Here is a 17592-nt window from a genome sequence, read left to right as displayed (position 1 = left end):
CTTTACTGTACCCCCTTGAGGGCCTTCTTGAAGAGCTCGGGGGCGAAGGCCTTGAGGGCCCGGAGAAACCCCGTGGCCCCCCGGGCGCGGCCGGGGATCACGTGGACGGGCACGCCCAGGCGCTCGGCCTCGAGGCGCACGGGCTCGGAGAGGTCATGGCCCACGTAGCTGGAGACGATCATGAGGCCGTGGGCCTTCTCCAGGCGGTTCTGGATGCGCCTCAGGGCCTCCTTGCCCACCCCGGCGCTGTCCGCATCAAACCAGTCCACCTTGAGCCCCCGGGCCTCCAGGAAGGGCACCAGGCGGCTCCGGAGCTGGGTGTGCCCCCCCACCACCAGGAGGTGCTCCCCGTGGAACCGGGGCAGGGCCTCCTCCAAAAGCTCCTCTCCCCCCTCGGGAAGGGCCTTGGGCTCCTCCCCCAGGGCGGCAAGGCCCCGCCCCACCGCCTTGAGCTCCTCCAGGTAGAGGGAGAGGCTCTCGTCGTGAGGGCGCAGGAAGAGGAGGTTGCGGAGGACCTCCCGGGCCAGCTCCAGGTCCTTCTGCCGGTAAAGGGCCACCTCCAAGGCCTTCTGCCAGTACTCCGCCGCCTGGCGCCAGTCGCCCCTGGCCTCGTGGTGCTCCGCCAGGTCAAAGAGGACCTCCAGGGCCTGGGGATGGGCCTTAAGCTCCTCCAGAAGAAGCCGCTCCGCCTCCTCCACCTGCCCCCCAGCGTAGAGGGCGGCCAGGTACTGCCCCCGCACCGCCTCGGCCTCGGGGCTCTCCCGGAAGGAGCGGGAGAGGCGGTAGGCCAGGGAGAGGAGGGCAAGGGGTGGCCTCGCGGTGCGGCTCAAGGCCTGGTAAAGGACGTTGAAGGCGGCCCAGGGGCCCTCCAGCCTCTCCAGGAGGGAGAGGAGCCCCAAGAGGTCCTCCTCGTTCCCCGCCGCCACCTCGGCAAGCCCCGCGTCCCGGGCCCGGGAGAGGAGCTCCCGCGCCAGGACCTCCTCGCCCCCTGCCAAGGCCTCCTGGGCCAGGCGGAAGAGGTAGGGGGCGGGGTAGGCCCTAAGGGCGTGGGCCCGCTTGTGGTCGCCCAGGACCTCCTTCAAGGGCCGCCTAAGGGCCCGCTTCACCTCCGCCAGGTGGTGGAAGGCGAGGCCCGCCACCTCCCCCTCCCCGTGCCTGGCCGCCCCCTCCAGAAGCCTGAGAGCCTCCCAATGGCGCCCCTCCCGCTCCCGGAGCATCCCCAAAAGGAGGAGGGCCTCGGGGATCTCCGCCCGGGCCAGGGCCTCGGTGAGGTAAGGCTCCACCGGCTTCAGGTCCTCCAGGCCCCGCAGGTCGGAGGGGGAGCGCACCCTGAGGGCGGTGAGGGCCAGGCCCAAGAAGCCCTCGGCCTCGTCCAGGTCGGCAAGCCGCCGGGCATAACGCTCCGCCCGGGCGAAGAGCCCCTGGAGCAAGGCGGCCCGGAGGCCAAGCCGGAGCATCTCCCGGGTGAGGAGGCCGGGGGAGAGGTCCTCCACGAACTCCGCCCGGCGGCTCACCTCCGCCCACTCCCCCTCCCGGGCGAAGCGGCGCATGCGCTCGGTGATGCGCTCCAAGGCCTCCCGCACGTGGAGTTCGGCCTCGGGAAGCCCGGACTCCACGAACTGCCTCAGGGCGTCCGCGTAGCGCCCCAGGCTCAGGTAAACCCGGCCCAGGTAGAGGCGGTAGCGCCCGCCCCTTCCCGCCAGGGCCTCGAGGCGGGCCTTGGCCTTCTCGTACTGGCCCAGCTCCACCAGGACCAGGGCGCGCAGGTCCTCGGCCTCCTCCAGGAGGGCCCGCCGCAAGCACTCCTCCGCCTCCGCGTAGCGGGAGAGGGCGAAGAGGGCCCGCCCCCTCAGGTAGGCCGCCTCCCCTTCCACCCCTTCCGGCAGGCGGGAGAGCACCTCCGCATACCTTCCCCCCTCAAGAAGCTCCCGCACCTCGGCCAGATCCGGCCCCTGGACCAAGGCCGGGACCGGGGGGGCCGCCTCTTCCTCCGGAAGCGCCTCCTCCCACCAGGCCCCCTCCAGGGCCAGGACCTCGGGCCTGCGGGCGAGGACCAGGAAGTACTCCCCTTCCCCTACCCGCTCCACCTCCTGGAACCCGAGCCGCCTAAGCCCCTCCTCCACCCCCTCGGGGCTCTTGCCCAGGAAGGGGCCGTGGCCGTAGACGAGGAGCCCCCCAGGCCTGAGGAGGTGGGCGAAGAGGGGAAGGCGGTCAAAAAAGGAAAAACGTTTCCAAAAAGCCTCCGGCCCCAAGCGGCTCTCCAGCCCCTGGTCCACGAACCCCTCGGGAAAGACGGAAAGGAGAAGCAGGGTGTCAAAGGGGGGAAGCGCGGCCTCCTCCGCCCAGGCCAGGTGCCAGACCACCTCGGGCACCCGCTTTTTCCCCAGCTCCACCGCCTCCTCCACCCCGTCCAGGGCGTGCCAGGCGAGCTCGGGCCGCTTCCTTTGCAAATAGCCCACCAGGGCCCCGGTGAAGGCCCCCACCTCCAAGACCCTCCCCTCCACCCGGCCGGGCACTTCCTTGGCGTAGAACTCCAAAAAGGGCAGGTGCATCCCGTAGACCAGGGCCTCCCCCTTGGGCACCTTGAGCACCTCCCGGTAAAAACTTCGCACCGCCTCCCTCCCGCCGCCCGAGAGGTAGGCCCGCCAGGCCTTGAGGAGGGGCTCCCGCTTGGAGGGACTCCCCACCCTCTTGGCCAGCTCCGCCTCAAAGCGCCCAGGGGAAAGGGGCCCCGAGACGCCAAAGCGCTCCTTCAGGTAAGCCCTTAGCTCGTCCGGCATTTGCCGGGAGTTTACCAAAAGACCCGGGGCTTGGTCCAGGCGCTAGGCGGGAACCCTGGCGGGGAAGAGGTCGGCGTAGCGGCGCTTGGCCCGCATGGGGGCCCGGTGCCAGACGTAGGAGGCGAGGAGGGGAAAGGCCAGGGTGGCCTCGGCGAAGACCATCTGGGAGAGGGCCGCGTCCACCTTGCCCCAGCTCTGGGCCTCGGAGAGGGTGGAGCCGGAAAGCCCCCCGTCCCTTTCGTCCGCCACGGTGATCTGGATGGCGTACTTGTGCATCTCCACCTGGTGGCCCAAGACCTCGGCGGCCACCACGATGTCCTGGGCGAAGTTCTTGGGCACCCCGCCCCCCAGCATCACGAGCCCGGTGGTGCCCGCCTTCAGCTTGATCTCGGTGAGTTCGCGGAAGTCGGCCACGGAGTCTATGGTCACGTGGGCCTTCGGGTTTTTCACCTGGTGGTAGACCAGGCCAAACCCCGCGGAGGAGTCGGAGAAGGCGGGGACGAAGATGGGCACCCCTTCCTCGTAGGCGGCCCGCACGATGCTCTTCTCCCCCAGGCCCCGCTCCGCCAGGTAGCGGCCCATGTGCCAGATGAACTCCCGGCTGGAGTAGGGGCGGGGCTCCAGGCCCTCGGCGATCTCGGCGATGGTGTAGTCGGTGTGGCGGAGTTCCTCCTCGTCAATGTAGGTGTCGTAGATGCGGTCAATCCAAAGGCGCCTTAAGGTTTCGTCGTCCGCCTTGGGATCCCCCTGGTAGTGGCGGTGGCCCAGGGCCTCAAAGAAGTCCTGGTCCACGATGTTGGCCCCCGTGGCCACGATGACGTCCACCAGGCCCTTCCTGATGAGGTCGTGGATGATGAGGCCCTGCCCCGCGGACACCAGGCTCCCCGCCAGGGTGAGGATGACGGCGGCCTCGTCCTCCAGCATCTTCAGGTAGATCTCCGCCGCCCGGTGGAGGTTCCTGGCCTGGAAGGCGGTCTTGCCCATGGCCTCGAGGATGGGCCCGGCGTCAAAGGCCTTGATGTCGATGGGGACCACGGGCGTAGAGAGGAGTTCCTTCTTCTGCATCCCTTCTCCTTTCTACGCGGGGTGGGCGTCGGGCGGCTCCCCCCCTTTCGCGCCCCCTGCCTTTAGGGCAGGACTTCCAGTATACCACCGGCGATGGGCGGGTAGACCTCCAGGGGGCCCTCCACCTCCTCGTCCAGGCCCACCACCCTTTCCCCCACCGCCAAAAGCCAGACCTCCTCCAAGGGAATGCCAAGCTTTTCCAGGGCTTCCCTGGGGGTCTTGGCCGCCACCTGGAGACGCTCCCCAAAACGGCGCAGGTCGCCGTGGAGGAGGACCTCCATCAGATCACCTCCTGCAAGAAGGACCGGACCGGAAGAATCCGTAGCCCCCTGACCCTAAGGGAAAGGAGGTGGCTCTTGTCCCCGGTCACCAAGCAGTCCGCCCTCCCCGCCAAAGCCACGCCCAAGAGGAGGTCGTCATCGGGGTCTGGAGAAAGACCGGGACGCCTGGGACGGGCCACCACCTCCGCCTGGCGGCGCAACAGGTTGACGAGCCTACCCACCTTGGCCCGGGGCAGCTCGGGAAACTTATCCCGCAGCACCCGCCGAAGCTCTCGCAATTGGATCTCGGCAGTGAGGAGGGTGTACCGACCGGTCAACCAAAGGTCCACGACCTGGGCGGCTGTCCCTTGGGTCAGGAGGGCTGCCACCAAGACGTTGGTGTCCAGAACCACCCTCACCGGTCCAGGCGGCGGGCCACCTCTTCTTCGGTAAGCCCCTGGGAAGCGGCCGTGGCCCTAAGCTCCTCTACCAACTGGACCAGGGCTTTCCGCTCCTCCTGCACCAAGAGGTGGAAGAGCGCCTTGCGCCAGCCCCGGCCCCGGGCATGGCGAAAGCGCTCCAAAGCCTCGGCCACGTCCTCGGGTAGTCCAACGCGCCGCATCCTCCTCCAGGGTAGCATCTTTTCCGCGAGGGTGGCCAAGTGCCCGCGCCTCCCTTTCGCCGCACGTGTTCTTCCCCCCACCTCCCTGGACATGCCCTTTGGGGGGCCCTCTTGGCGGGGTACTTCTATGCTTTTTCCTGTTCCGTCCGCCCCGGGGCCACCAAAAATTCCCACCAGACCCTTTTGCTGGGGCCCCCATGCTGGCTTGGGCCAGCAGGGGGTGGCCTTAATACCCCTCCCGTACCACGTTCAAGAGGGGCTCTCCCCGGAGGTAGCGCCCCACCTGTTCCCCCAAGAAGCGGGCCGCCCGGCGGTGGAAGCCCTCGGAAAGGCCAGCCACATGGGGGGTGATGAGGACCCCAGGGGCCCGCCAAAGGGGGTGGTCTTCCGGCAGGGGCTCGGGGTCGGTGACGTCCAAAAAGGCCCGGACCCGCCCCATCCCCAAGGCCTCCCGCAGGGCCTCGAGGTCCACCACCGGCCCCCGGCCCGCGTTCAGGAGCAAGGCCCCCTCCTTCATGCGGGCGAGGAAGCCCCGGTCCACCAGGCCCCGGGTCTCGGGGGTGAGGGGGAGGAGGACCACCACCGCGTCCGCCCGGGGCAGGAGGTGGGGCAGGTCCTGGGGGGTGTAGACCCCGGGGCGGGCGTGCTTGGCCACGGGGAGCACCTCCACCCCGAAGGCCTTAAGCCGGGCCTCCACCGCCCTTCCGATGGACCCGTAGCCCAGGAGGAGGACCACCTTGCCCTCCAGGTCGGAAAGCCTCTTCGGGGCCCAGCGCCCCTCCTTTTGGGCTTCCAGGAAGCCGGGAAGGTCCTTCCAGAGGGCAAGCAGGGCCATCACCACCCACTCGGCCACGGGGGCATCGTGGATGCCGGAGCCATCGCAAAGGACCACCCCCTCAGGGATGAGGGGCAGGATCCAGTCCACCCCCGCGGAGAGGGTCTGGACCACCCGGACCTCCACCGCCTGGAAGACGCGCCGCACCAGGTCCTCCTGTCCAAAGGGGGGGAGGAAGAAGTCCACCGCTTTGGGCCAGGCCTCGTCCAGGAAGCGCACCTCCACCCCCTCCGGGAGGAGGGCCCAAACCTCGTCCCTAAGCCTGGGGGCCAAAATCCTCACGGGACACCTCCATGTACACGTCCTCCTTTCCCTGTGGGCCAGGGCCCAGGCCCACCTCGCGGAAACCCGCCTTTTGAAAGGCCCGCCGCGCCCTAAGGTTGTGGGCGAAGGTGCGGAGCTTCACCCGTTTCAGCCCGAGCTCCCGGAAGGCGTAGCCCAAGGCGGCCCGCACCGCCTCCGTGCCGTAGCCCATTCCCCACCGGTCCTTCCGCCCGATGAGGATGCCCAAGGTGGCCTCCTCGGGGGTGAGGTCGTAAAGCTCCACCGTGCCCAAATACTCCCCCTTCTCGTCCAGGATGGCGAAGGCCAGGCGGTCCTGGCGGCGCATCTCCGCCAGGACAAAGCGCTTGAAGAGCCAAAAGGGCGAGCGCAGGGGGCTCGTGCCGTTCCACTCCGCCACCTCGGGGTCGCGGAAGGTCTCGTAGAGGCCTTTCCACTCCGCCTCGGAAAGCCCCGCGGTGAAAGGCTTTAGGGTCACGCGGCCGAAGCGGGGCCAGTCCACAAGGATAGCCTACCGGGAAACAGGGAGGCCAGGCGGGGCGGAAGATCAGGGGTAGAGGCCCCGGAGGGCCCGGGCCTCGAGGACCCGGGTGGCCGCCACCACATAGGCGGCGGTGCGCAAGGGGATCTTCTTCTCCTGGCTCACCTGCCACACCGCCTCAAAGGCGTTGCGGAGCACCCGCTCCAGGCGGGCGTTGATCTCCTCCTCCGTCCAGAAGTAGGAGTTGAAGTCCTGGACCCACTCAAAGTAGCTCACGGTCACGCCCCCGGCGTTGGCCACCACGTCGGGCACCACCAAGACCCCCTTCTCCAGGAGGATGTCGTCGGCGGCGGGGGTGGTGGGGCCGTTGGCCCCCTCGGCGATGATCCGGGCCCGGATGCGCCAGGCGTTCTGCTCGGTGATCTGCTTCTCCAAGGCCGCGGGGATGAGGAAGTCCGTGGGCACCGCCCAGAAGTCGGGGTTCGGCAGGGGCTCCGCCTTGGGGTAGCCCCGCACCCCGCCGAACTCCGCCACGTGCCGCCCCAGGTCGTAGGGGTCAATGCCCGCCTCGTGGTAGATGGTGCCGGTGTGGTCCTGCACCGCGATGATGCGGGCCCCGTGGTCGTGGAAGGCCCGGGCGGCGGCGCTTCCCACGTTGCCGAAACCCTGCAGGGTCACCCGGCTGCCCTCTATGGGGAGGCCGATCTTCTCCGCGGCCGCCGCCGCGGTGACGAAAACCCCCCGTCCCGTGGCGTCCCTCCGGCCCAAAGACCCCCCCAAGGCGATGGGTTTGCCCGTGACCACCCCGGGCGCGGTGCGGCCCACGTTCATGGAGAAGGTGTCCATCATCCAGGCCATCTCCCGCTCCCCGGTGTTCACGTCGGGGGCGGGGATGTCCCGGTCCGGACCCAGGAGGATGCCGATCTCCGAGGTGTAGCGGCGGGTGAGCCGCTCCAGCTCCCGCACGGAGAGCTTTTTGGGGTCCACCCGGATGCCCCCCTTGCCCCCGCCGTAGGGCAGGCCCACGGCGGCGTTCTTGATGGTCATCCAGGCCGCCAGGGCCATGACCTCGGAGAGGGTCACCTCGGGGTGGTAGCGCACGCCGCCCTTGGCGGGGCCGCGGGCGGTGTTGTGGTGGACCCGGTAGCCCTCAAAGTGGGCCACGGTGCCGTCGTCCAGGTGGATGGGCACGTCCACGATGAGGATGCGCTTGGGCCGCTTGAGGCTCTCCGCCAGGGGGGCGTACCGCCCCAGGTAGGGGACCACCCGGTCCACCTGCTCGGTGAAGATCTCCCAGGGGCCGCCGTCCTTGCCCAGGTAGGAAAGGGGTTCGCTCTTCATAGGCACTCCTTGATCAAGGGTAGACGCCGCGAAGCCGGGTGGCCTCGTTGACCCGCTCCAGGGCCAGGGCCAAGGCCCCGGTGCGGAGGTCGGTGGAAAGGGCTTCTGCCCTTTCCCACACCTCGGCCACCGCCTTGGCCACGCTTTTGGTGAAGCTTTGCCGTACCTCCTCCTCGCTCCAGAAGAACATGTTAAGGTCTTGGACCCACTCCAGATAGCTCGCGAGAAGCCCGCCCCCGCCCGTGAGGAGGTCGGGGACCACCAAAACCCCCCGGCCCAGGAGGTAGGCCTCCGCCTCGAGGGTGAGGCCGAAGTTGGCGGCCTCCAGGACCGCCCTAGCCCGCACCCCCTTGGCGCCCTCCCCGTCCAAGGCGCCCTCGAGGGCCGCCAGGACCAGGTAGTCCACGGGGAGGGTAAAAAGCTCCTCCGAGGGAAGGTCGTAGCGGGGGAGCTCCCCGGTGGCCTCGTACCGGGCCAGGATCTCCGGCACGGGAAGCCCCTCCTCCTGGAAGATGGCCCCCCGGCCCGTGGACACCGCCACCACCTTCAGGCCCATCCTCGCCGCATGGAGGGCGAAGCTCCCCCCCACCTGCCCGAAGCCCTGCACCGCCACCTTAGCCCCCTCCAGGGGCAGGCCCCGCCGCCGGGCCAGCTCCTTCAGGACCAGGGCCACCCCAAGGCCTGCGGCGTCGTCCCGGCCCTCCGTCCCCCCCAGGGCATGGGGCTTGCCCGTGACCACCCCGGGCACGGTGGAGCCCACGGTCATGGAATAGGTGTCCATGATCCAGGCCATCACCTGCTGGTCGGTGCCCAGGTCGGGGCCCAGGATGTCTATGTCCGGGCCGATGAGGTTCACCAGCTCCGCGGTGTAGCGCCGCACCAGGCGCTCCAGCTCCCGGGGGGAGAGCCCCTTGGGATCGGCGGCGATCCCCCCCGCCGCCCCGCCGAAGGGGAGGTCGTAGACCGCGGCCTTCAGGGTCATCCAGGCCGCCAGGCCCGCCGTCTGCCCCAGGGTGACCCTGGGGTGGAGGCGAACCCCCCCCTTGGCGGGCCCCCGGGCGATGTCGTGCACCACCCGGTAGCCCTGGAAGACCCGCACCTTGCCGTCGTCCATCACCACGGGCAAGGAGACCGTCACCAGGCGCTTGGGGTGGGCCAGGTACTCCACCGTGGTGGGGTGGACCTGGGCCACCTTCAGGGTCTTCTCCAACCGCTCCAGGAAAGCCTCCCAGAGGCCGGGGTCCTCCGGGGGCCGGTAGGCGGGAATGGCCATAGCATCACCGAGGGGGATTATACCCCGCCCGGTGGGGACGAAGGGCCCTCAGGAAAGCCGCCCGGCCTCCTTCAGGGCCAAGGCCTCCAGGGCCTCCTTGTAGGGCGAGGCGGGAAGGGGCTTTAGGGCCTCCGCCGCCCGCAGGGCCCGCTCCCGGATGCGCCCCTCCACCTCGGCCGCCACCCCGCTCTCCTGGGCCAGGGCGCGGAGGTGCTCCAGGTCCCCGGGCTCCCGCCCCTTGCGGCGGAGGATCTCCCGCACCTCGGGAAAGCGCTCCATGAGGAGAAGGGTGATGAGGGTGGCCTTGCCCTCCCGCACGTCCCCCCCCACGGGCTTGCCCAAGGCCTCCGGGCTTCCCATGAGGTCCAGGTAGTCGTCCCGCATCTGGAAGGCTTGGCCGTAGAGGAGGCCAAACCGGGAAAGGGCCTGGCGCACCTCCTCGGGTTCGCCCTTCAAGAGGGCGGGCCCCTCCGCGGCGAGCTCCATGAGGACTGCGGTCTTGGCGGTGATGATGCGCTCGTAGTTCTCCAGGGAGTAGTCCTCCAGGGCCGCCACCTGAAACTGCAGCACCTCCCCCTCCGAGAGGGTCTTGGCCACCTGGGCGAAGCGCTCCACCAGCTCCATGCGCCCCGTCTTGGCGATCACGTGGAGGAGCCGGGAGAGGAGAAAGTCCCCGGAAAGCACGGAGACGGCGTTCCCGTACTTGCGGAAGGCCGCCTCCTTGCCCCGCCTGGTCTCGGCATCGTCGATGAGGTCGTCGTGGAGGAGGGTGGCGGAGTGGAGGAGCTCCACCGCCAAGGCGAGCTCCAGCTCAAAGGGTGCCCCCCCCAGGGCCCTCGAGGCCAGGAAGACGAGCCGGGGGCGGATGCGCTTGCCCCCTGCCGTCACCAGGTCCTGGTGGATCAGGCGGATGAAGAGGACGTCGGACTGGACCAGCTGGGAGAGGGCCTCCTCAAAGCGGGCAAGGGGGGCCTGAAGCGCCGTCACGCCCCCCAGTATAAGCAAAGGCCCCGGGGCTTCCCCGGGGCCAGAGCGCACGCTACCCGCCGCTAAGGCAGGTAGGAGACCCGAACACCATTCGTCCAGGTGTCCCCACCGCTGTAGTAAACCCTAGCCGTGATTACCCGGTCCCCCGACAAAGTGGGGTCGTGACCCGGGGAGGATTGGGTGGTGTCCCAGGTGTAGATGTAGATCTGAGACCCATCCCCCGCCGTATTCGAAGTCGCGTCCCCTTGGTACTGGCCGTTGATGTAAATCTCCACCCGCGTCACGCTGACCCCTGGCGGAAGCGTACCGTTAATCCCCACGGTGATCGTCACAATGGACCGATCAGCTCTAGGCCCCACCTCATCCCCCTCAGCAGGCGTGGTGATCACAAAGGCAGAAGCAACTTGGTTCGCCACCGTCACCGTGAGGGTGGCCTCCGCAGCGTTCCCCGCCCCGTCCACCGCACGGGCCTTAAGCGTCACCGAACCATCCGGGTAGCCCAGGGTGTTCCAGTTGAAGGTGAAGGGCGCCGCAGTAGCCTCCCCAACCTTCGTGGACCCCGCAAAGAACTCCACCTTGGCCACGCCCACGTTGTCCGTGGCCTCCACCTCCAAGGGCACCGTCCCAGAAACCTGGGCCCCCTCCTTCGGATCCAGCCACACCACCGTGGGCGGCGTCCGATCTTTGTTGACCGATAGGGAAACCTCCTTTTGGTTACCCGCCAAGTCGGTGACCACTACTCGAAGGAGAAAGATTCCGGTGGGAAGATCGGCGGGATTCAGAGTAAAGGTGTAGTCGTCCCCTTCTTTCACAGGTTGGAGGTTCAGGAGCTCCGTTCCCGCATAGAGCTGTACCTCTCTGACACCCACGTTGTCCTGGGCTCTGACCTTTAGGGGAAGCGCATTCTCCCCCAGGGTTACAAGAGCTGTGGGGGACAAAAGGGTTACCTGGGGGGGCTCCCGGTCCAAAACGAAGGGCACCGGGTCCGTTTCCTTGGAGCCTTCCCTCACCCTCGCCCTCAGCGTATAGGTACCCGAAGGGAGCGTTTCGGGAAGCTGCCCAACCCAAACCCCCCCGGAGGGTCTTAAGGGAATAGAGCCGCTCCGCGGACCGTCATAGGAAAGGGTCACCTCAGAAACCGTTATCCCCGACGCAGAAACCCTCACCTCCACACGAAGGTCGTTGGTAACCGCACCAGCTTGGGGCTTGGCAATACCCACGGTGACCATTCCGCCACTCGGGCCACTAGGTGACTGCCCGGTGCAGGCCGCAAGGAGGGCCAACACCCCTAGCAGGAGAACGGGCCGAGAAAAACTGCGCTTCATTACCTCACCCCCAGCACCTTCATTTCAGCGGATACTTGATCTGGTATTCCTGCTCCCAGGAAACCTCGTTTCCGTTAAGGGTTTTGGCGTACCAGGTCACCCGGGCTCGCCAGTTAAGGGGAGCCCCTTGGTTCAAATGTTCCCTCGCCACCGTACCGTCTAGGCTAAAGCGGAAGGGCTGGGACTGCTTGCTCACATAGAGGATCTGTCCCTCCCTCTCCTCGCGCCCCGGAGGAATCTCCACGGCGACAAAGCCGCTCCCCAAGGAAGCTCCCGTGAAGATCTCATTTCCTGAGTTATCCACCACCACGTACACGTAGCGCTCCAAGTAGCCACCCGGCGCCCCTGGGGCCACCTGCACATAGGCGTTGTTGCCCACCACCACGACTCTACCCTGTTCGTCTGCCTCGTAGCCCAGTTGGGGAGGATCCAAAAGGACCTGGTAAGGTTGCCGTAAAAAGACGTCCGAGCAGGCAGAAAGTGCCAGGGCTAACGCTAAGCCTGCGAGCAAACGCAAACTTTTCATCATAATCACCCCATCATCTCCTCTCTCCACTTGGGATTCAGTATAGCGAAGGAGAGCCGGGCCAGTCCAGCCAGGAAGTCCACGTTTTCCACCGCCACCTCCTTGGGCGCCTCCAGCACCGTGGGGGCGAAGTTGAGGATGCCCTTGATCCCCGCGGCCACCAAAAGGTCCGCCGCCTCCTGGGCCGCCTCCCGGGGCACGGTGAGAAGGGCGATCTCTATGCGCCCCGGCACCCGTTGGGGCAGGAGGTCCACGGGCTCAATGACCCCGCCCCGCACCGGGCGGCCCACCTTCTCCGGGTCCACGTCAAAAAAACCCCGGAGTTCAAAGCTCTCCCCAAACCCGGGGTAGTCGGCCAGGGCGCTTCCCAGACGGCCCATGCCCACGATGCAAAGCCCCCACTTGCGGTTGAGCCCCAGGATGTGGCGGAGCTCCCGCTTCAGGACGGGGACGGTGTACCCCACCCCCCGGGTGCCGTAAGAGCCAAAGTAGGAGAGGTCCTTACGCACCTGGAAGGCGGTTACCTGGGCTTCCTCCGCCAGCTGCTCGGAGCTGGTGCGGTGAACTCCTCTGGCCTCCAGCTCTTCCAGGATGCGCAGGTAGGTGACCAAACGACTGATGGCGGCACTGGGAACCTTCATCGCACCTCCAGGGCCTGAAGGCCCAAAGCTTCCACCTTGGCCCTCACCGCCTCCTTCTCCCCTTCCGCCACCGGGCCCACCCGGACCCGGAAGACCCCGTCCTTCACCAGGACCACGGGCAACCCCATCTCCCGGAGCTTTCCCGCCAGGGCCAGAGCGTTTTCCTCCTTCTGGAAGGCGCCCACCTGCAGGTAAACGGCCCCCTCCGCCGGGGGCGGCGCCCCCTGGCCTTGGTAGACCCGGGCCCCGTAGGGGGCAAGGGCTTGGGCCACCCTGCGGGCCTGAGCCTCGGAGGCGTAGGGGCCCACCACCACCCGGGTCAGGCTGCCCGCGGGTTCCAGGCGGGCGGGGTAGCCCTTACCTTCCAGTTCCTGCCGGAGCCTTAGGGCGTTCTCGGGGTTGGCGAAGGCGCCCACCACCACCCGGAAGGCCCCGGCGGGGGAGGCGGGGGGTTGGGGCATGGATGCTTGGGGCCTGGGCGCGGGGGGCTTCTCCGAGGGGGCTTCCACCTGCGGGGCGGGCTTGGACTCCTCCGGGGCCTGGGGCAAGGGCATGACCGTGACCACGGGCTCGGGGATTTTTGCCGGCTCGGGCGCGGGCCGAGGGGGGGCAGGGGTGGCCGCCGCCGGGGGCGGAGCCTCGGGCAGGGAAAGGGCCTGCGGCCTGCGGGCGAAGGGGTTAATGCCCGTCAGGTAGAGGACGATGCCCGCGGCCACCAGGGCGATGAGGAGGAAGATGAGGAAGTCCAGCCAGTTTTCCTTGAGCCAGCGCATCCTACCTCCGAAGGAGGGCCCGGGCTTCCTGAGAGCCCAAGGCCGCGGCTTGGCCCAGGGCCCGCTCCGCCTCCGCCTCCCGGCCCAAACCCTTAAGGGCCAGGGCCAGGTTGTACCAGGCGGCGGCCTGTTTGGGCGCGCGCCCCAACACCTCCCGCAAGACCAGCTCCGCGTCCCCGAAGCGCCTCAGGGAAACCAGGGCCGCGGCCAGGTTCACCCCCACCTGGGGATCGCGCTCCGCCTCGTAGAGGGGGCGGAGGACGCCCTGGGCCTCCTCGTACCGGCCGAGCTCCAGAAGGATCGCCCCCCGCAGGGCCTGGGCCTGGGAGGAGGCGAGGCCCTCCAAGAGCCCCAGGGCCTCCGCCTTCCGGCCCAGGGCGTAGGCGGCCTGGGCTTTGAGGAAGCCCCCGGGCGGCCCCGCCTCGTCGGCGTAGCGGTAGGCGTTCGGGAAGTCCTTGAGCTGGAGGTAGGCCCCGGCCAGGCCCAGGGCCACCTGGGGCTCGGGGCTTGTGCGGTAGGCGGCGAGCAGGTAAGGGAGGGCTCCCTTGGCGTCCCCCGCCGCCATCCGGGCCTGCCCCAGGAGGAAGGCGGCCTCCCAGAGGGTGGGGTCTTGGGCGTAGGCCTCCTGGAGAAGGGGCTCCGGGCGGGAGGAAAGGAGGGCCTTGCGCAGGAGAAGCCGGGCCCTGGCCTTTCCCTCCACGCTCTTAAGGCCCCGGTCCAGCTCCCGCAAGGCCCGCTCCTTTAGCCCCTCTTCCGCCAGGATCCGGGCCAGGAGGTCCCAGCCCTCGGCCACCTGCGGGGCCCGGTTGAGGAGGGTGTAGAGGATGGGCACCGCCTCCGCCCGGGCCCCGGAAGCGTAGAGGGCTTGGGCCTGGGCCAGGTGGTAGGCGGGGCTGCGTTCGGGCCTCCACCCCCGCTTCAGGGCCGCCGCCGCCTCCTTGGCCTGACCCGCCTGGGTTAAGGCGCTGGCCCAGCCCAGGTAGGCCTCCTCGGTGGGCCGGAGCTCCACGGCCCTGGCGAAGGCCTCCGCCGCCTCCTTGGCCTGGCCCAGGCGGAGGTAGACCTGCCCTAGGTTGAAGTGGCCCTCGTAGCGGTCGGGGAAGACCCGGGTCATCTGGTCAAAGGCGAAGCGGGCCTCCTCGAGGCGGCCCAGGCGGAAAAGGGCCACCCCCAGGCCCAGGTGGGCCTCAAACCGGCCGTAGTCCTGGGCCAGGGCCTCCTCGTAAGCCAGGGCCGCCTGCGCATACTCCCCGGCCTTCAGCAGGGCCTCGGCCCGCTCCAGGGCGGGCTGGGCCAAGGCCAAGCCTAACCCCAGGAGGAGGGAAAGGGCTTTGGGAAAGCGGTTCATCATAGGGGCCTCCAAACCCGTCGTTGCCCTAAGCATAGCACAGCTCCAGGGGAAAGGCTTTGTTATCCTGGAGGCGTGGGCCCTGCCGCCTTAAAAGCCCTGGACCTGGATGCCCCCAGGGTCTTGGTGCTGAACGCCGCCTACGAGGTGCTGGGCCTGGCCAGCATCAAGCGGAGCGTGCTCCTGGTGCTCTCCGGGGGGGCCGAGATGCTCTCGGAAAGCGGCCGCTACCTGCACACCCCTTCCACCAAGATCCCCGTGCCCAGCGTGATCCGCCTGAAGCGCCTGGTGCGGCGGGGGCCAAGCCGCGTGCCCCTAAACCGGCGCAACGTCCTCAGGCGCGACCGCTATACCTGCCAGTACTGCGGCAGGCAGGGAGGGGATCTCACGGTGGACCACGTGCTCCCCAAAAGCCGCGGGGGCCAGAGCACCTGGGAGAACCTGGTGGCCGCCTGCCGCCCCTGCAACCTCAAGAAGGGGGACCGCACCCCCGAGGAGGCGGGGATGCGCCTCCTGAAGCCTCCCCGGGCGCCCAGGGCGCCCCTTTTTCTTTCCGATCTGAAGGAGATCCCCGAGGACTGGCGGCCCTACCTCGAGGCCCTCTTGCGCTAAGGGGCGGCTAAGTGCCCTCCCCCAAGATTTTCAACTCCACACCCCCGAGGGCTTTTAGGGCCTGTATGACCGCTTCTTTGAGCTCTTCAAGGCTTCCGTAGTGCCGCCGGGGCATCAGAAAACCCTTCACCCGCCGCCAGATGCTCTCCATAGGGTTCAGGTGGGGGCTGTACCGGGGCAGGTGGGCCACCATAAGCCCCCGCTCCCGCCACCCTCCCTTCCTCCCCTCCACCTCTCGGGACCGGTGAAAAGGCGCGTTGTCCAGGAAAACCTTCAGAGGCTTGGCCAAACCCTCGGCCACCCGATCCAGATACCCCCGCACCACCTCCGACCGCACCGGCCCCTCCAAAAGGGCAAAGTACAGCCGCTCCCCCTCCCGGCCCCGCACCAGATGCCCCACCACGTTCACCCGGCCCAGGGAGCCCCACCCCCGCGGCACCGCCTTGGCCTCCCTCCTCCGGCACCAGGCGTAGAGGGGAGGAAGGGCCAGGGAGAACCCGCTCTCATCAAGGTATCCCACCTCCATCACCCCCTCCTGAGCCCCCTTTTGGCCTCCTCTTCCTCCCGCGCGAAGGCCTGGACCTCTTCCTTCCCGGGCTTCCCCGTGGGCACGTACCGCGTCCGTTTCCACACATACCCCATGGCCTTGAGGTGCCGGGAGACCACCTTGGGGGCCAGGCGGACCCCAAAGCGCTCGGCTAGGGCCTCCGCAAGCTGCGGGGCGGTCCAGACCCGGTCCTCCGCCAGCCTTTCCTCCACGAAGGTGGCCATCTCGGGGGTGAACTTCCTGGGGGCTCCCGGGGGGTTGCGGTAGGCGAGGCCCTGGAGGCCGTGCTTCAGGAAGCGCTTTAGGACCAGATAGACGGTGGTGCGGTCCTTGTGGAAGTGTTGGGCGATCCTTGGGGCGGTCCAGCCCTCGGCCGCCAGGCGAACCATCATGGCCCATAGGCGGGTCTTCTTGTGGGTCTTTGGGTCCAGGGAAAGCTCTAGCAGGAGCCGGTCCTCCTCAGGGGTCAGCTGGATCCGAAGTGGAGCCGCCATGTTGAGATGATAAAGGGTTGGCACTTAGCGCCGCACGCGGAGGAGCACCGCCAAGAGCACGAGGGAGGCCCCCAGGTAGCCCAAAGGGGAAAGGACCTCCCGGAAAAGGAGAAAGGCGAAGAGGTTGGCCACCACGGGTTCCAGGGTGGCGATGACGCTGGCCCGGGTGGCGGACAGGCGCCTAAGCCCCGCATAGTAGGCCAGGTACGCCCCATACGTGGAAAAGCTCCCCAGGAAGAGGAGGGCGGGAAGGGCCCCCGGGCTTAAGGGGGCGAAGTCCACGAAGGGCCAAAGCCCCAAAGCGCCCACGGGCAAAGCGTAGAGGAAGAGGGTGGGGGTGGCGTAGCGGGGCAGGTAGAGCTTGCCGAAGATGTAGTAGAGGGCGTAGGTAAAGCCGGAGAGAAGGCCGAAGAAAAGGGCCAAAGGCCCCGCCTGCACCTCGCTCCCCCCGCCCAGCCCCATGAGCCCCACCCCCAGAAGGGTCAGGGCCACGGAGAGGAGGCCCAGGCGGTCCAGGGGCTCCTTGAGGACCAGGAAGGAGAGGAGGGCCACCCAGGCCGGGGCGGTGTACAGGAGCACCGAGGCCAGGGCCGCCCCCCCGTAACCCACGGCGAGCTGGTAGGCCCCGTAGAAGAGGGAAACCCCCACCAAACCGAAGAGGAAGAGGGCGGGGAGGTCCCGCCCCTCCACCCGCACCTGGCGCAGGAGGAAGGCGTGCAAGGCAAAGAAGGCCCAGGCGGTGAGGGCGCGGAGGAAGGCCACCTGGAGGGGGGGAAGCCCCTCTTGGAAGGCAAGCCGGCTCACGGGTCCGATGAGCCCCCAGAGGAAGGCCGCCAGGAGCAGGTACAGGTAGCCCATGGGGAGAGAGTATAATCCGCGAAGGTGTCCTATGGAGGCTAGCCTATGAGCGCACGCACCCTTTTTGCCCTCCTCGTCCTCCTCCTCCTCTCCCTCTTCGCCTGGCTCAACTGGGGGGAGATCACCAAGCCCACCCCCCTCTCCCTGGGCCTCACCCGGGTGGAAGCCCCCTTGGGCCTGGTGCTGGTGGTGGCCCTGGGCGTGGTTTCCCTCCTCTACCTGATCTTCACCATCGGCCTGGAGACCGCGGCCCTCCTGGAGGTGAAGCGCTACGCCCGGGAGCTCCTCCACTACAAGAAGCTGGCCGAGGATGCGGAGCAAAGCCGCTACACGGAGCTAAGGCGCTACCTGGAGGCGGAGCTCGCCCGCCTGGCGGAGGCGGAGAAGGAGGAGATCCGGGCCCTCGAGGCCCGCCTCGGGGAAACCCTGGAAAAGCACGGCAACACCCTGGCCGCCTACATCGGGGAGCTGGAGGACCAGGTCCTCAGGCTCCTAGGCCGCCAGGGGGAAGAAAGGGGCCAGGAGGGAGCTTGACGCCACCC

The 17592-nt window shown here is 68.4% G+C and carries 19 protein-coding genes; 2 read left to right on the top strand and 17 right to left on the bottom strand.

Features of this window, described 5'->3' with window-relative positions; translation table 11 throughout:
• Positions 1-2: 2 nt before the first annotated feature.
• From ACYQ0J_RS10540 to ACYQ0J_RS10470, 15 genes are all read right to left on the bottom strand, one after another.
• A complete protein-coding gene (locus tag ACYQ0J_RS10540; protein WP_460172068.1) occupies positions 3-2780 on the bottom strand; it encodes a tetratricopeptide repeat protein in 2778 nt (925 codons plus the stop codon).
• Positions 2781-2822: 42 nt separating this feature from the next.
• Positions 2823-3845 carry a 1,9-bis(guanidino)-5-aza-nonane synthase gene (locus ACYQ0J_RS10535; RefSeq protein WP_460172067.1) on the bottom strand — a complete coding sequence of 341 codons (1023 nt, stop codon included), beginning with the start codon at positions 3843-3845 and terminating at the stop codon, positions 2823-2825.
• Positions 3846-3907: 62 nt separating this feature from the next.
• Positions 3908-4126, bottom strand: coding sequence for a hypothetical protein (locus ACYQ0J_RS10530; RefSeq protein WP_460172066.1), 219 nt, complete (start codon positions 4124-4126; stop codon positions 3908-3910).
• Positions 4126-4524 (bottom strand): putative toxin-antitoxin system toxin component, PIN family, encoded by a 399-nt coding sequence (locus ACYQ0J_RS10525; protein WP_460172065.1) that lies wholly within the window; start codon positions 4522-4524, stop codon positions 4126-4128. Before ACYQ0J_RS10525 ends, ACYQ0J_RS10530 begins: the two co-directional genes overlap by 1 nt.
• Positions 4521-4727: a hypothetical protein gene (locus ACYQ0J_RS10520; protein WP_460172064.1), complete on the bottom strand. Its 207-nt coding sequence runs from the start codon at positions 4725-4727 to the stop codon at positions 4521-4523. Before ACYQ0J_RS10520 ends, ACYQ0J_RS10525 begins: the two co-directional genes overlap by 4 nt.
• A gap of 226 nt (positions 4728-4953) precedes the next feature.
• Positions 4954-5844, bottom strand: a complete 891-nt coding sequence (locus ACYQ0J_RS10515; RefSeq protein ID WP_460172063.1) for a 2-hydroxyacid dehydrogenase — start codon at positions 5842-5844, stop codon at positions 4954-4956.
• Complete coding sequence (locus ACYQ0J_RS10510; RefSeq protein WP_460172062.1) at positions 5819-6346, bottom strand: GNAT family N-acetyltransferase; 528 nt, start codon at positions 6344-6346, stop codon at positions 5819-5821. The genes ACYQ0J_RS10515 and ACYQ0J_RS10510 overlap by 26 nt, the downstream gene beginning before the upstream one ends.
• Positions 6347-6391: 45 nt before the next feature.
• Positions 6392-7666, bottom strand: coding sequence for a Glu/Leu/Phe/Val family dehydrogenase (locus ACYQ0J_RS10505; RefSeq protein WP_460172061.1), 1275 nt, complete (start codon positions 7664-7666; stop codon positions 6392-6394).
• Positions 7667-7679: 13 nt separating this feature from the next.
• Entirely contained in the window at positions 7680-8939 is a 1260-nt protein-coding gene (locus ACYQ0J_RS10500) for a Glu/Leu/Phe/Val family dehydrogenase (protein ID WP_460172060.1), read from the bottom strand.
• A 48-nt stretch (positions 8940-8987) separates the two neighbouring features.
• Positions 8988-9926 carry a polyprenyl synthetase family protein gene (locus ACYQ0J_RS10495; protein WP_460172059.1) on the bottom strand — a complete coding sequence of 313 codons (939 nt, stop codon included), beginning with the start codon at positions 9924-9926 and terminating at the stop codon, positions 8988-8990.
• Positions 9927-9988: 62 nt separating this feature from the next.
• Positions 9989-10936: an Ig-like domain-containing protein gene (locus tag ACYQ0J_RS10490; protein WP_460172058.1), complete on the bottom strand. Its 948-nt coding sequence runs from the start codon at positions 10934-10936 to the stop codon at positions 9989-9991.
• Positions 10937-11270: 334 nt separating this feature from the next.
• A complete protein-coding gene (locus tag ACYQ0J_RS10485) occupies positions 11271-11630 on the bottom strand; it encodes a hypothetical protein (RefSeq protein ID WP_460172057.1) in 360 nt (119 codons plus the stop codon).
• Positions 11631-11782: 152 nt separating this feature from the next.
• On the bottom strand, positions 11783-12418 hold the full coding sequence (locus tag ACYQ0J_RS10480; RefSeq protein ID WP_460172056.1) for a redox-sensing transcriptional repressor Rex: 636 nt from the start codon (positions 12416-12418) through the stop codon (positions 11783-11785).
• A complete protein-coding gene (locus ACYQ0J_RS10475) occupies positions 12415-13191 on the bottom strand; it encodes an SPOR domain-containing protein (RefSeq protein ID WP_460172055.1) in 777 nt (258 codons plus the stop codon). The genes ACYQ0J_RS10480 and ACYQ0J_RS10475 overlap by 4 nt, the downstream gene beginning before the upstream one ends.
• A gap of 1 nt (position 13192) precedes the next feature.
• Positions 13193-14542, bottom strand: a complete 1350-nt coding sequence (locus ACYQ0J_RS10470) for a tetratricopeptide repeat protein (RefSeq protein WP_460172054.1) — start codon at positions 14540-14542, stop codon at positions 13193-13195.
• A gap of 96 nt (positions 14543-14638) precedes the next feature.
• On the opposite strand from ACYQ0J_RS10470, the gene ACYQ0J_RS10465 reads away from it, so the two are divergent.
• The gene (locus tag ACYQ0J_RS10465) at positions 14639-15151 is read left to right on the top strand and encodes an HNH endonuclease (protein WP_460172279.1); all 513 of its coding nucleotides are present in this window, start codon (positions 14639-14641) and stop codon (positions 15149-15151) included.
• Between the two features lie 7 nt (positions 15152-15158).
• On the opposite strand, the gene ACYQ0J_RS10460 is transcribed toward ACYQ0J_RS10465, so the two are convergent.
• Together ACYQ0J_RS10460 and ACYQ0J_RS10455 are read right to left on the bottom strand one after the other, a co-directional pair.
• Positions 15159-16192 (bottom strand): IS630 family transposase gene (locus ACYQ0J_RS10460; RefSeq protein WP_460172053.1). Its coding sequence is split into 2 segments (ribosomal slippage): positions 15159-15700 and positions 15700-16192, totalling 1035 coding nucleotides; the frame shifts between segments, so codons are not numbered across the junction.
• Positions 16193-16216: 24 nt separating this feature from the next.
• Positions 16217-17050: a DMT family transporter gene (locus ACYQ0J_RS10455; protein ID WP_460172052.1), complete on the bottom strand. Its 834-nt coding sequence runs from the start codon at positions 17048-17050 to the stop codon at positions 16217-16219.
• A 45-nt stretch (positions 17051-17095) separates the two neighbouring features.
• Here ACYQ0J_RS10455 and ACYQ0J_RS10450 point away from each other — a divergent pair, with 45 nt between their 5' ends.
• On the top strand, positions 17096-17584 hold the full coding sequence (locus tag ACYQ0J_RS10450; RefSeq protein WP_460172051.1) for a DNA cytosine methyltransferase: 489 nt from the start codon (positions 17096-17098) through the stop codon (positions 17582-17584).
• The last annotated feature ends 8 nt before the right edge of the window (positions 17585-17592 follow it).

This window comes from Thermus sp. FJN-A (assembly GCF_054655095.1).
This window is presented reverse-complemented; position numbering and strand designations above follow the sequence as displayed.

What these genes read in the sequence shown, in the direction of transcription:
- ACYQ0J_RS10540 (WP_460172068.1), bottom strand. Translation starts at nt 2,780, where the DNA reads ATGCCGGACGAGCTAAGGGCTTACCTGAAGGAGCGCTTTGGCGTCTCG.
- ACYQ0J_RS10455 (WP_460172052.1), bottom strand. Translation starts at nt 17,050, where the DNA reads ATGGGCTACCTGTACCTGCTCCTGGCGGCCTTCCTCTGGGGGCTCATC.
- ACYQ0J_RS10505 (WP_460172061.1), bottom strand. Translation starts at nt 7,666, where the DNA reads ATGAAGAGCGAACCCCTTTCCTACCTGGGCAAGGACGGCGGCCCCTGG.
- ACYQ0J_RS10530 (WP_460172066.1), bottom strand. Translation starts at nt 4,126, where the DNA reads ATGGAGGTCCTCCTCCACGGCGACCTGCGCCGTTTTGGGGAGCGTCTC.
- ACYQ0J_RS10520 (WP_460172064.1), bottom strand. Translation starts at nt 4,727, where the DNA reads ATGCGGCGCGTTGGACTACCCGAGGACGTGGCCGAGGCTTTGGAGCGC.
- ACYQ0J_RS10475 (WP_460172055.1), bottom strand. Translation starts at nt 13,191, where the DNA reads ATGCGCTGGCTCAAGGAAAACTGGCTGGACTTCCTCATCTTCCTCCTC.
- ACYQ0J_RS10480 (WP_460172056.1), bottom strand. Translation starts at nt 12,418, where the DNA reads ATGAAGGTTCCCAGTGCCGCCATCAGTCGTTTGGTCACCTACCTGCGC.
- ACYQ0J_RS10450 (WP_460172051.1), top strand. Translation starts at nt 17,096, where the DNA reads ATGAGCGCACGCACCCTTTTTGCCCTCCTCGTCCTCCTCCTCCTCTCC.
- ACYQ0J_RS10535 (WP_460172067.1), bottom strand. Translation starts at nt 3,845, where the DNA reads ATGCAGAAGAAGGAACTCCTCTCTACGCCCGTGGTCCCCATCGACATC.
- ACYQ0J_RS10500 (WP_460172060.1), bottom strand. Translation starts at nt 8,939, where the DNA reads ATGGCCATTCCCGCCTACCGGCCCCCGGAGGACCCCGGCCTCTGGGAG.
- ACYQ0J_RS10470 (WP_460172054.1), bottom strand. Translation starts at nt 14,542, where the DNA reads ATGATGAACCGCTTTCCCAAAGCCCTTTCCCTCCTCCTGGGGTTAGGC.